This window comes from Acrocarpospora macrocephala (genome assembly GCF_009687865.1).
Classification (GTDB): Bacteria; Actinomycetota; Actinomycetes; order Streptosporangiales; family Streptosporangiaceae; genus Acrocarpospora; species Acrocarpospora macrocephala.
In genome coordinates this window covers 46,404-58,639 of the sequence record NZ_BLAE01000051.1, presented here as the reverse complement: position 1 = coordinate 58,639, position 12,236 = coordinate 46,404, and the positions used below count along the sequence as shown (strand labels likewise).

Below are 12,236 nucleotides of genomic sequence, written 5' to 3'. Positions count from 1 at the left end.
GGCGTGCGACCACAACCCGCGACTTCCCTGCTCGACCTCCTGCGGGCCCGGCGGCTGCTGGCCATCGTCCGCGGCGACGACCCGGCGGCGGCGCTGCGCAGCATCGACGTGCTCGCCGACGAGGGCGTGACCCTGATGGAGGTCTCGCTCAGCGGCGCCGGCGCGCTGACGGTCATCCGGAAGGCGGCCGCCGCCCTCGGCGCGGACGTGCGCCTCGGCGCCGGGACCGTGCTGACCGCACGGGACGCCGTCGCGGCGCGCGACGCGGGCGCGACGTTCGTCGTCACCCCCGGTCTGGGGGACGGGGTGGCCGAGGCGCTCCGCCTCGGGCTGCCCGTGCTCGCCGGGGCGCTGACCCCCACCGAGGTCATCGCCGCGGTCGCGCAGGGCGCCACCGCCGTCAAGCTCTTCCCCGCCTCCAGCGGAGGGGTCCCCTATCTGCGCGCTCTCCGCGATCCGTTCCCGGCCGTGCCGTTCGTGCCGGTCGGCGGCGTGGGACTCGACAGCGTCCGCGACTACCTGGCGGCCGGCGCCATCGCGGTCGGCGTCGGCTCGCCGCTGCTCGGCGACGCCCCCAGCGGCGGCGACCTGGCCGCACTGCGCCGCCGGGCCAGAGCGGCGCTGGACCAGGCGGGCCCGCGGTGAGAGCGGACGTCCTGACGATCGGCGAGGCGATGGCCACGGTCCGCTGCGCCGGTCCGCTCCGCCTCGGCGGCGACTCCCGGGTCTCGGTGTCCGGCGCGGAGGCCAATGTCGCCATCGCCCTGTCTCGCCTCGGGCACGCGACCCGCTGGGCCGGCGCGGTCGGAGACGACGAGCCCGGTGAGCTGATCCTGCGCACGCTGCGGGCCGAGGGCGTGCTGACCGACCACATCGTGCGGCGCGCGGACGCGTCGACCGGCCTCCTGCTCCGTGACGTGGCCCCCGGGGGCCGGGCCCGCGTGCACTATTACCGCAAGGATTCGGCCGCCTCAACCCTGTCCTGGGAGGAGGTACGCCCCGCTGTCGACGCCGGGCAGGCGGGCCTGCATCTGACGGGTATCACGGCGGCGCTGGGACCCGCGCCGCTGGAAGCCATCGGCGCCGCCGCCGAACACGCGCGCCGGACCGGCGCCTGGGTGAGCCTCGATGTCAACCACCGCTCCCTGCTCTGGACCCGGGACGCGGCCGCACGGACCCTGCGCCCGCTGCTGCCGTACGTCACGGTCCTGATCGCCTCCGACGACGAGCTGGCCATCGTGGCCGAAGGCGACGGCGAACGGGATCGGGTGGCCGGCCTCCGCGACGCCGGTGTCGAGGAGGTCATCGTCAAGCGCGGCGCCGCGGGCGCGAGCTACCACGGCGCGCGCGGCTCGTTCGACGTCCCCGCTCTCCCGGTGCCCGTGGTGGACGTCGTCGGCGCCGGCGACGCGTTCACCGCCGGATACCTGTCCGGGCGGCTCGACGGGCTCGACGCGTACGGCCGGCTCGAACGGGCGACCCTGCTGGGCGCCGCCTGCGTGGCCTGCGCCGGGGACTGGGAAGGGCTACCCACCCGAGCCGAACTCACCGCTCTGGCCTTGCGTGACGGGGAGACGCTGCGATGACACCGTCGTTCCGGGCCATCTCGGGACTGGTACGTCTTACCTCGGAGCTATTTCTGTCAGATTGACAAGAAGCTAGCCTCTGCCGCATGACCGACGACCCATGGGTGCCGCCTGTCGTGCTACTAGCCGTTGATCTGGTGATCTTGACGTTGCGGGAGTCGCGCCTGCACGTGCTGCTCATCGAGCGTGGCATCGACCCCTACAAGGGCAACCTCGCGTTGCCTGGTGGATTCCTGCGGCACGCTGAGGAGGACATCACCGCGGCGGCTCACCGGGAATTGTCGGAGGAAGCCGACCTCGACGTCGAGACCCTCCGCCTGGAACAACTGGGCGTGTACGGCGACCCGGGTCGCGACCCGCGTGGCCGGGTGGTATCCGTGGCGTACCTGGCCATCGCACCCCGCCTGCCCGAGCCGACCGCTGGCACGGACGCGGCCGACGCCGGATGGCAACCCACCGACCGGGTGCTCTCCGGCGACCTGGATCTCGCCTTCGACCACCAGCGCATCATCGCGGACGGAGTGGAACGCGCCCGCACCAAGCTTGAGCACTCCGCCCTCGGGACGGCGTTCTGCAGACCGACGTTCACGATCACGGATCTGCAGGGCGTTTACGAGGCCGTCTGGGGGATCACGCTCGACCCCCGGAACTTCTATCGCAAGGTCCAGAAGACCGAAGGGTTCATCGTCCCGGCGGGAACGAGCCGCAAAGCGGCCACCGGGCGACCGGCCCGACTGTTCCGAGCCGGTCCATGCACGGCCCTTTATCCGCCGATGGTACGGCCCGCCGAAGGGCCGAGCGCAAAGGAGTAGGAGAGTGAGCAATCACCCGATCGTGATCCTCACCGCTTTGGATCTGGAGTATCAGGCGATCCAGAAGAGGCTGGTCGACCTGGAGCTGCACCGTCATCACCACGGCACCCGGTTCGAGGTCGGCCGCCTCGCGAGGGGCCGCTGCCGGGTGGCTCTGGCCCATGTCGGCACGGGCAACCAGTCAGCGGCCGTACTGACCGAGCGCGCTATCGCCGAGTTCACCCCGGCAGGGCTGCTCTTCGTGGGCGTGGCGGGCGCCCTGCACTCCCACATCGCCCTCGGGGATGTCGTGGTGGCGACGCGCGTCTACGCGTACCAAGGAGGCACGAGCGAGGACGACGGGCTCAAGAGCCGCCCCCGCAGTTGGGAGACCTCGCACGCCGCCGATCAGCTCGCCCGGCACATCGGCCGTACCGACGCGTGGGCGCGCGGCCTCCCCAGCCCGGCCCCAGAGGTGCATTTCGGCCCGATCGCCGCAGGTGAGGTGGTCCTGAACTCCAAAGTGTCCGGGCACGCCCGGTGGATCCGGCAGAACTACAACGACGCGTGCGCGATCGAGATGGAAGGTGCTGGTGTCGCGCAGGCCGGGCACCTGAACGGGGCGATGCCCGTGGTCGTCATACGGGGCATCAGCGATCGGGCCGATGGGACGAAGGAGGTCACCGACCGCGCTCAATGGCAGCGGCGGGCCGTGGCCAACGCCGCGGCATTCGCCACGGCACTGGCTGAAGAGATCGCCGCCGAGAACAAGGACGGTGGCTGGCTGACGACGAGGGGATCAGCGGTGCGGGGACAACAGGTGACGTACAACATCGCACGTGACAATTCGCGGGTGGGAATCCAGGCCGGCAACGTGCACGGCGGCATCCGGCTCGGCTTCGACCCGAATCAGCCGACGGACCTGGCCGGGGCGCTCGCCGGATTCCGTGCCCAACTCCAGCGAGCGCGGGCCACTGGCCGCCTGGACGAGGACACGTACGCGGCGGCGGAGGCGGAACTCACCGTGGCGAACGAGGCTTTGCAGGCGAATACGCAGCAGAGCAAGGGCAAGCTGACGCTGGCTCTCAAGAAGCTACGCGGGCTGATCAGCGATGTCGCCGACCTGGCCGCAGCGCTGGCGACTGTCATCGCCCTGGCCCAGTCCCTGTCATGACGCCGCCGGGTGACACAGGGATGAAGAATCTCCGCAGTATCGCCTCGGGCCCTGACCGGGCCGTGCGAGCTGTCAGCGAGCAGCATGAACCCATATCACCGTTCACCACGAGGGCGTCAGCATGTCCGCGTAATGTTCCCCCGCCTCGTGACGCCTGATCAGTTCTTCGACGTCGATGGGCTCGCCCTCCGGTTTGCGGCGGAACCGATCGGTCGTTGTGTACCCGCGCACATCGGCGATCGTGGCGAAGTTCAGCGCGGACAGCTCCACCCGGTTGTAGTCCGGATCGCGGTAATAGAAGCTGGTCGCGATGCCGTGATTGTCCGTCTCGGCTGGAACGATGCCGAGCGGCTTGAGTCTCCGGTAGGCATCGAAGAGGGACTCGTGCTGGGGGAATCTCAGCTGGATGTGATGGAGTCCGACGCTGCTGCGTTCCGTCGACCCGACATCGAGGCATTCGAAGATAGCGATACGTTGCGTATAGGGGAACTCGCTGGGCAGGTCGAAGAATGCCATGCGGGTGGGGAGGTCGGGATCGTCGGTGCCACGGTTCGCCTCCGGTGTCAGGTCGAGCGTCGGCGGCTGCCGCAGCACCTCCTCGTACCACCCGCACAGACGGTCGTACCAGGACGTCCTCAGCACCACCTCGGATACACCGATGCGGACCCGTTCGCCCGTGGTTGTCTCGGTACTCATCATTTACCTCCCAGCTCAGGAGACCAGGTTGGGTTCACGGGTGGTCGCGGGCACGCCGCCGTCGTCATCCCTGGGTTCCCCGGCGCGCTTCGACGTCGCGCGGCGGGTGAGCCGGGTGAAGATCGACGCGAGTCCGCCCGGCATGAAGAGAATGATCAGGATGAAGGCCACGCCGAGCAGGAAGTTCGGTTGCGACAACGGGATCTGGAGGATCTCGGGCAGCCCGGTGACGATGTCGGAGCTGGAGAGGGACGGTAGGCGCAGGTTCAGGAACTGGTAGAGGACCGCGCCGAGTGCCGCCCCCCACAGCACTCCTCGCCCGCCCAGGACGACCATCAGTACGACGGCCAGCGAGTAGTGGAGGCCCGCGATGCCCGGGTTGGCTCCCCCCATGACGATCGCGAAGACGACTCCGCACATCGCCGCCAGCGTGCAGGAGATGGTCGCGGCCGCCATCTGATAGGCGTAGACGTTGTAACCGATGACCTTCGTCCGGAGTGGATTCTCCCGGATGCCCTGCCACACGTGACCGACGTGGGTGCGTACGAGCAGGGCGCAGATGACGTACACCACGACGACGAGGGCCAGCGCCAGCCAGTAGACGTTGCGGGTGTTCAGCACGCCGCGCAGCGGATCGGGCAGGACGCCTCGCGCGAAGGTCACGCCCACCTCGCCGCCGCTGCCCAGGAATCCCCGCTCGACCGCGATCGCGAACCCCTGCGCCATGGCCAGGGTGGCCATGATGAAGCCGATGCCGGTCAGCCGCAGCGCCGCGGCGTTGCCGACGAGGGCGACGACGACGCTGAGCACCATCGCCAGCGGAACCCCCAGCGCGAAGCCCAGCTTCGGATTGTTGCTCAGGATGACCGTCGCGTAGCACCCGAACCCCACGTAGAGCGAGTGGCCGAATGACATCAGCCCGGTGTAGCCGAACATCAGGTCCAGGGTGATCGCGGCGGCGGCCGCCACCAGCATGAGGGCGAGGACCTGCAGGCTTCCCGGGCTGTTGATCGGGCCGGGCAGCAACCCGCCCACGCTGCGGTGCACGAAGGGCAGCACGGCGAGGACCACCACCAGGAGACCCGCGGCTCCGTAGCGGAGCGCACCTGACCTGGTCATATCAGTCGCTCCTTTTGGCCGAGGAGACCTTGCGGGCGGACGAGCAGCGTGGCGACCAGGAGCACGACCACGAGCACGTCGCCGATGCCGTTGAGGACGTAGTAGTTGGCCACCGACTGGCTCACGCCCAGCACCACCGAAGCGATGAGGGCACCGTTGATCGAGCCCAAGCCGCCGATGATCAGCACGATGAACGAGAAGATGAGCATGCCGTCGCCGAGGAACGGCGAGATCCCCCCGTAGTACGTCCCGGCCAGGCCGCCCCCGAGACCGGCGAGCATGCCGCCGGCGACGAAGACCAGCGTGAACGCGCGCTTCACGTTGATGCCGAGCGCGGACACCATGGCGCTGTTCTCGACACCCGCGCGGATGATGAGGCCGTAGCGGGTCCGGGACAGGATCAGGTGGATGCCGACCACCACCACGCCGGCCAAGCCGATGAGCAGCAGGCGGCTGTTGGAGATGGGCGCCCCGGCGATCGAGGTCGTGTCGGTGAGCCAGACGGGACGGGGGATCAGGTGCTCGTCCGGTCCCCAGATGCCGGCCATCAGGGCCACCAGCACCATGCCGAGCCCCACGGTCACCAACAACTGCTCGAGTTCTTTGCCCTTCAAGGGACGGACGAGCAGCACCTCGGCGAGGTACGCAACGGCGCCGCCGGTCAGGACGGAGACCACAAGCGCGAGCAGCAGCTGCGGCGTCGACGGGGTCTCGAATGACCGCAGCACCATCCAGGAGGCGAACCCGCTGGCGGACAGGAACGCGCCGTGGGCGAAGCTCAGCACCCGCATGAGCCCGAAGATCACAGAGAGGCCGGCGGCCAGCAGGAAGTACAGCGAGCCCAAGCCGAGACCGGAGATGATGATCAACAGAAACGTCGACACGTCAGCCCTCCTCGTGGTCGGCCGCGACTCCGAGGAGCCGGCGGATGGACGAGTCGTCGGCGAGCACGTCCTCGGCCGCCCCGTCGAGCACGACCCGGCCTTCCGACAGCACGATGACGTGGTCGGCGAGCCGGCGCGCGACGGCGAGGTTCTGCTCCACCAGCAACACGCTGGTATGCGCGGTGATCTGCTCCAACGTCGCGACGAACTCGCTCACCAGTCGAGGTGCGAGACCTTTCGTCGGCTCGTCGACGAGCATCAGGCGGTTGTCGTGCAGGAGCGCCCGCGCCAGCGACAACATCTGCTGCTGGCCGCCCGACATCGTGCCCGCCCGTTGACCGCGGCGATTACGCAGCTCAGGAAAGAGTTCGAAGACGCGGTCATAGTCCGGTGCCAGGCCGCGCCGCTCTGCCAGGCGAAGGTTCTCGGCCACGGTCAGTCCGTGGAAGACGTCCCGGTCCTCGGGGACGTAGGCGAGACCAAGCCGGATGATCTCGTGCGTTTCCAGGCTGCTGATCTGGCGGCCGTCGAACTCGATCACGCCGGTGTGGTTCATGAGCCCGAGGACGGATCTGAGGGTGGATGTCTTGCCGACCCCGTTGCGGCCGAGTATGGCGGTCACCTGGGCGGGCCGGGTCGCGAACGAGACCCCCTGCAGGATGTGCGACTGCCCCACGTACGCATGAAGGTCGCGGACGGACAGAATGGACCCGCCCAGCCCTGGCCCGGCGTCGCCGTACACACGTTCGGCCGTCACAGCGGTTCACCCATGTACGCGGTCTGGACCACGTCGTTCGCGATGATCTCGTCCGGTGGCCCGATCGCGATCATGGCGCCGTGGTGCATCACGCCGATGCGCTCGGCCAGGTCGAGGACGACATGCATGTGGTGTTCGACCATGACGGTGGTCTTGCCCTGCTCGCGGTGGACCCGGCGGATCAGCTCCACGAGCTCCGGCACGTCGTCGACGCTGACGCCGGCCATCGGCTCGTCGAGCAGGATGACGTTGGCGCCCTGGGCCAGCACCATGGCCAGCTCCAACTTGCGCCGTTCCCCGTGGGAGAGCTCCGACGCCAACCGGTCCGGCCGCCGCCCGAGACCCACGAGATCGAGGGCCTCCCGGGCCCGTTCGGTGACGGGGTCGTCCTTCAGCACCCGGCGGAACCCGGTGCGCAGCCGCGAGTCCCGGCCGTTGGCGGCCAGCCGGGCGTTCTCCAGCAGGCTCCGGCCGAGGAAGAGGTTGGACGTCTGGAACGTGCGCCCCAGCCCGCTGCGGGCGACTCGGTGTGGCGGCAGGCCGGTCACGTCCCGGCCATGCAGGTGCACTTTGCCCGATGTCGGCGGGGTGGCCACGCTCAGCACGTTGATGAGGCTGGTCTTGCCGGCCCCGTTCGGCCCGATGATGGCGAGGAACTCGCCCGCGGCGACGTCGACGGAGACGTCGACGAGGATGTGGTGACCGTCGATCACCAGGTTGACGGCCCTGCCCGAGAGCGCGACGCTCCCGGGCAGGACCTCATTGGCCGGAGCTGCCGTCATGGGATGGTCCGGGCCACCGGCGACAGGACATCCGCGGCGGCGTAGGTCTTGATGACCTTCAGTCGATGCTCCCCGTCGACCTTCTCCATCGCGTAGCCGAAGATGGGCTGGACGCAGATGTGGTCCTCGGGCCGGATCGTCACCGACCCGACCGGGGTCTCGAACTTCGCGCCCGCCAATGCCTTGTGCACGGCGTCGACCTTCAGGCTCGGCCCGGCCTGTTCGATGGCCTTCACCACCATGAGCGCGCCAAGGTAACCCTCGACCTGCTGGTGGTCGATGGGAGCCTTGAGGCCGAGACGCTTCAGCGCCTCGTTCATCGCCTTCTCGCCCTCATTGCCCATGGTGTCCTGGGCGTAGTAGGTGATCAGCTCGGCTTTGTCGAGGCTGTCGCCGAGGGCGGCGGCGTACGACTCGAACTGGGGCCGGCCGGGGCCGATCGTGATGATGTGGGACTTGTCAAACCCGCCCTGGTCGGCGAGGGCCTTGAAGAGCTGCGGCAGTCCCTCACCGGCCCAGCCGACGAAGATCGCATCCGGGTTGGCCGCGAGCGCGGTCGCGATTCCGGCGGTGAAGTCCTTCGTACCGACGGGCAGGAGGACGTTGTCGACCTTGATCCCCTTGTCCGGGCCGATCTGCTCGAGCGACGCCACGGCGGCTTTGCCGTACGCGTAGTCCTGGCCGATGTACATGAGGGTCTTGGCGCCGCGGGCGGCGGCCGCCTGCATGACGGCCGTGTTGAGCTGAGGCGTGGTCGGCGACGTGCGGTAGATGCCCGCCCCCATGCCGTCGATGTCGGAGCTCCCGGTGGGGCCGGCGATGAGGATGGCGTCGTTGTCGATGGCCAGCTGCGCGACGGGCACGACGACGGCGGAGCTCGCCGGCCCGGCGAGAATCCGGACTCCGGCGCCCAGCAGCTCCTTGGCGACGCTCAGACCGGTTGTCGGGTCGCTGTTGTCGTTGCGCACCTGGATCTCGACCTTGACGTCGCCTACCTGGTTGGTGCCCTTGGTGGCCACGTCGAGTCCGGCTCGGAAGCCGTCCTCCCACGCGGGCCCGAAGTTCGAGATGGGCCCCGTGTACGACCCGATGATGCCGACCGTGACCGTCTCGGTGGCGGTGGTCCCCGTACCTTCGTCGACGCTGCACGAGACCAGCGCTAAAAGAGTGAGGGCGAGTAGCCCTGACGTCGCGATGCTGTTCCTTCTCATGGCCTGCCTTGCGCCAGTGGCTCCGTCGGAGCCAGGTTGAATGCCCTCCCCCGAGCCGGGGCCCGGAGCGGCACGCCGGTCGCGTCCTACCCGCCGCGCGGTGTGGTCGCCTATGGCGTGGGTTTGTAGGTATCCGATTTTCGGAGTTAGCCATCCGAATGTTGCTCATTGAAACATGCCCGTCATGTGACGTCAAGCACAGAAATTGAGCGAACTGCCTGGATCAGCACCATTCCACCGCACTCGTGTCCGCTGCTAGGCTCCCCCGCACGAACTGGAAGTGGTGTATTACATCCGATAATCGGAGCAACCGGAGGGTCAGTCATGGTCGCGCTCGAGGGGAAGGTCGTGTTGATCACAGGCGGGGCCCGCGGCCAGGGGGCTGCCGAGGCGGAACTGGCCGCGGCCATGGGGGCTCGGGTCGTGATCGGAGACCTGCTCGAGGCGGAAGGAATCGACCTCGCCGATGCGCTCAACGCCCGCCACGGCGCCGGCTCCGCCCACTTCGTCGGCCTTGACGTCGGCTCCGAGGAGTCATGGCGGAGCATCGTCGCCGACACGCTGGCCCGGTACGGGCGACTCGACGGTCTGGTCAACAACGCCGGAATCGCTCGGCCGGGGACGATCCTGGAGACGGCACCGTCCCTGTGGGACGAGGTCATGGACGTCAACGCCCGAGGCAGCTTTCTCGGCATCCGGGCGGTGGCACCGGTCATGATCGAGCAGGGCGGCGGGGCCATCGTGAACATCGGCAGCGCGGTGGCGCTCGCCGGCTATCACGCCGTCGCGTACGGCGTGAGCAAGTGGGCGGTGCGGGGACTGACCAAGGCGGCCGCGCTCGAGTTCGCCGCCGCGGGCATCCGGGTCAACGCGGTGCATCCGGGCATCGTCGACACCCCGATGGTGGCGGCCAATCCGCGGCAGCGGGACGCGGTCACCGCCGTGACACCGGCCGGACGGCCGGCGGTGGCGGCCGACATCGCGCAGGTGGTGATCTTCCTGTTGAGTGACGGGGCCGCCTACCTGACCGGAGCCGACATCCCGGTCGACGGAGGCTACAGCTCCGGGGGCACCGCGCTACAGATCGCCCGCGCCACGGGCGTCCTGTGACGTCCGCGCCGCCAAGGCGACGACCGCCTGCGTGTCCCAGTGGAACGGGCTCATCGCGGCGATCAGTCCGTCCCGGAAGACGATGTGCTGGAGCACGGTGTTCTGGAGCTCCCGCCCGGACGCGCGGAACCGGACAGTGCTGCGAAGGAGGACGAAAACGTCGTCACCGTCGGCGAATATCGTCCGATCCTCGAACGTGGCGCGCTCATACACCTCCGAAAGCCGGTTCATCAGGGCCAGCACGCCGGCGTGGCCGTACCAGTCGCCGCCGTAGGGCAGGCTCGGCGCCTCCCGGATCACCACATCCTCGGCGAAGCAGGCCAGCAGTCGGGCCTGATCAGCCCCTGCCCGAGCAAGGTAAGCCTCTTCCTCCGCGTAGAAGCGAGCCAGCGCCTGCCGACCCCGGGCGTGGTTCTCGGCCATGAGGCCTCCTCTCAACCTCGGATGCGGACCTATTCCCCATCCACTATCCGGACGATAGTCTCCGAATAACGGCTAGCGGAAGGTGGACGACCCTGTACACCCTTGAAGAGATCAGCGCTCATCTGGAGATACGCGACGTACTCCAGCGGTACTGTCGCGGCTGCGATCGGCGTGACCCGGAACTGCTGAAGTCGGTCTACTTCCCGGACGCGGTCGACATCCGGGCCTACGACGCGCCGGACGCGACACCGGCGGAGTTCGCGCAGCGGCTCGTCGACGGGTTCGGCGACCTGCCGGAGTTCAGCCAGCACCACATCACGAACGTGATCATCGACCTCGACCTCGAGGCGGGTGTCGCGAACGTCGAGACCTACAACCTGGTGATGCATCCCGTCGGCCCGCAGACCAGCCTCGTGCTCCGGCCCGAGGACAGCGGGACACACCTGCGCATCATGGGCGGTCGTGCCCTCGACCGCTTCGAGCGGCGCGATGGGGAGTGGCGCATCGCCCGCCGCGTCATGCTCATCGACTGGTCGCGAGACGACCTGCCGGGCAACCCGGTCTGGACGACCATCAAACAAGGGCTTCGACCGGGCGGACCCGGCACGGATCCCTCGTACGCCCATTTCCAGGGCACCTGAGCGTCGGGCCGCGCCGAACTCAGCCGATGGCGAGTTCGGCGCGCAGGCGGTCCACCCCGCCCGTCGCGGCGGCGTTGCTGTAGGACCGTCGCAGATAGAAGTGGGCGTCGCATTCGTAGGTGAACCCCAGCGCGCCGTGCACCAGGATCGAGGACTCGGCGACGCGGCTGAACACCTCCATGGCATGGCTGGCGGCGGCCAGCGCCAGCGCGTCCACGTCCTCGCCGCCCTCGTCCACGGCGTCAATGGCCCCCCGGACGACCGCGCGGGTGGTCTCGACATCGACGAACATGTCCGCGCACCGGTGCCGTACCGCCTGGAAGCTGCCGATGCTCCGGCCGAAGGCGATCCGCTGCCGGGCGTAGCCGACCGCCGCGTCGTGCGCGGCCCGCATGCCGCCGAGACAGTCGGCCGCGATGGCCACCAGCCAGGCCGCCCGCAACCGGGTGAGCTCTGCGGGGGAGAGACATCCCAGCTCCCGGGTATGCGCCGAACGGAGCTCCAGCACTGCGGCGGGACGGCTCAGGTCGAGCACGGGTAACGCCTCACGACGGGCGTTGTCGAGCGTGACCAGGCAGACCACGGCCCCGGAGGCGTCCGGCAGCACCAGAACCAGGTGCTGGGCCGACAACCCGGCCGGTACGTAGCCCAGGCGGCCCGTGACCGACCGGTCCGCCTGGCGAACCGACTCCGCGCCGGCCAGGACTCCGGGCCACGCCACCGCCGTCGGACCGAGCAGGATCTGCCGGAGCTCCCCGGGCCGCGGCTGGGCCGCGAGACCTGTCCACAACGCGAGTGTCGACACCAGCAGATCCGGGGCGACCAGGCCCACGGCCGCCTCCTCAACGGCCGCGAGAACGTGCCGGAGCCCGCCACCGGCGAGTCCGGGCCCGTCCGGCAGCATCGCGTCGAGGATCCCGAGCTCGCTCAGCTGACGCCGGGTCGCGTCGTCGTCGCCGCCCTCGGTGCGCTCACGGAGACTCCGCCGGCTCCGCGCTGACTCCACGACCCGGGACAGCTCTGCCCTGATCTGGTGCTCGACGTCGTCGTCGGCGTGCATGG

The 12,236-nt window shown here is 69.2% G+C and carries 14 protein-coding genes; 6 read left to right on the top strand and 8 right to left on the bottom strand.

All coding sequences use genetic code 11. The features are described 5' to 3' along the window. The first annotated feature begins 3 nt into the window (after nucleotides 1-3). The 4 genes from Amac_RS37135 (at nucleotide 4) to Amac_RS37120 (ending at nucleotide 3,551) form a co-directional block, all read left to right on the top strand. Entirely contained in the window at nucleotides 4-645 is a 642-nt protein-coding gene (locus Amac_RS37135) for a bifunctional 4-hydroxy-2-oxoglutarate aldolase/2-dehydro-3-deoxy-phosphogluconate aldolase (RefSeq protein ID WP_218041517.1), read from the top strand. Then, complete coding sequence (locus tag Amac_RS37130; RefSeq protein ID WP_218041516.1) at nucleotides 642-1,586, top strand: sugar kinase; 945 nt, start codon at nucleotides 642-644, stop codon at nucleotides 1,584-1,586. The genes Amac_RS37135 and Amac_RS37130 overlap by 4 nt, the downstream gene beginning before the upstream one ends. A gap of 86 nt (nucleotides 1,587-1,672) precedes the next feature. Beyond that, nucleotides 1,673-2,398 (top strand): NUDIX hydrolase, encoded by a 726-nt coding sequence (locus tag Amac_RS37125; RefSeq protein ID WP_155359094.1) that lies wholly within the window; start codon nucleotides 1,673-1,675, stop codon nucleotides 2,396-2,398. Nucleotides 2,399-2,402: 4 nt separating this feature from the next. After that, nucleotides 2,403-3,551 (top strand): 5'-methylthioadenosine/S-adenosylhomocysteine nucleosidase family protein, encoded by a 1,149-nt coding sequence (locus Amac_RS37120; RefSeq protein WP_155359093.1) that lies wholly within the window; start codon nucleotides 2,403-2,405, stop codon nucleotides 3,549-3,551. A 102-nt stretch (nucleotides 3,552-3,653) separates the two neighbouring features. Here Amac_RS37120 and Amac_RS37115 read toward each other — a convergent pair whose 3' ends face one another. The 6 genes from Amac_RS37115 to Amac_RS37090 are packed head-to-tail and all read right to left on the bottom strand — an operon-like array spanning nucleotide 3,654 to nucleotide 9,000. Next, entirely contained in the window at nucleotides 3,654-4,247 is a 594-nt protein-coding gene (locus Amac_RS37115) for a VOC family protein (protein WP_155359092.1), read from the bottom strand. 15 nt (nucleotides 4,248-4,262) lie between these two features. Continuing rightward, nucleotides 4,263-5,366 carry a branched-chain amino acid ABC transporter permease gene (locus Amac_RS37110; protein ID WP_155359091.1) on the bottom strand — a complete coding sequence of 368 codons (1,104 nt, stop codon included), beginning with the start codon at nucleotides 5,364-5,366 and terminating at the stop codon, nucleotides 4,263-4,265. Further along, nucleotides 5,363-6,250, bottom strand: a complete 888-nt coding sequence (locus tag Amac_RS37105) for a branched-chain amino acid ABC transporter permease (RefSeq protein ID WP_155359090.1) — start codon at nucleotides 6,248-6,250, stop codon at nucleotides 5,363-5,365. The genes Amac_RS37110 and Amac_RS37105 overlap by 4 nt, the downstream gene beginning before the upstream one ends. Nucleotide 6,251: 1 nt before the next feature. Further along, nucleotides 6,252-7,007, bottom strand: a complete 756-nt coding sequence (locus Amac_RS37100) for an ABC transporter ATP-binding protein (RefSeq protein WP_246268963.1) — start codon at nucleotides 7,005-7,007, stop codon at nucleotides 6,252-6,254. Beyond that, nucleotides 7,004-7,789 carry an ABC transporter ATP-binding protein gene (locus Amac_RS37095; RefSeq protein ID WP_155359089.1) on the bottom strand — a complete coding sequence of 262 codons (786 nt, stop codon included), beginning with the start codon at nucleotides 7,787-7,789 and terminating at the stop codon, nucleotides 7,004-7,006. The genes Amac_RS37100 and Amac_RS37095 overlap by 4 nt, the downstream gene beginning before the upstream one ends. Then, entirely contained in the window at nucleotides 7,786-9,000 is a 1,215-nt protein-coding gene (locus Amac_RS37090) for an ABC transporter substrate-binding protein (RefSeq protein WP_155359088.1), read from the bottom strand. Before Amac_RS37090 ends, Amac_RS37095 begins: the two co-directional genes overlap by 4 nt. Before the next feature lie 324 nt (nucleotides 9,001-9,324). Between Amac_RS37090 and Amac_RS37085 the strand changes: the two genes are divergently transcribed. Beyond that, a complete protein-coding gene (locus tag Amac_RS37085; protein ID WP_155359087.1) occupies nucleotides 9,325-10,110 on the top strand; it encodes an SDR family NAD(P)-dependent oxidoreductase in 786 nt (261 codons plus the stop codon). Here the strand turns inward: Amac_RS37085 and Amac_RS37080 are convergent. Further along, entirely contained in the window at nucleotides 10,078-10,533 is a 456-nt protein-coding gene (locus tag Amac_RS37080; protein WP_155359086.1) for a nuclear transport factor 2 family protein, read from the bottom strand. The genes Amac_RS37085 and Amac_RS37080 overlap by 33 nt on opposite strands. 38 nt (nucleotides 10,534-10,571) lie before the next feature. Here Amac_RS37080 and Amac_RS37075 point away from each other — a divergent pair, with 38 nt between their 5' ends. Further along, nucleotides 10,572-11,174, top strand: coding sequence for a nuclear transport factor 2 family protein (locus Amac_RS37075; protein WP_155359085.1), 603 nt, complete (start codon nucleotides 10,572-10,574; stop codon nucleotides 11,172-11,174). 19 nt (nucleotides 11,175-11,193) lie between these two features. Here Amac_RS37075 and Amac_RS37070 read toward each other — a convergent pair whose 3' ends face one another. Further along, nucleotides 11,194-12,234 carry an acyl-CoA dehydrogenase family protein gene (locus Amac_RS37070; RefSeq protein ID WP_155359084.1) on the bottom strand — a complete coding sequence of 347 codons (1,041 nt, stop codon included), beginning with the start codon at nucleotides 12,232-12,234 and terminating at the stop codon, nucleotides 11,194-11,196. Nucleotides 12,235-12,236: the final 2 nt, after the last annotated feature.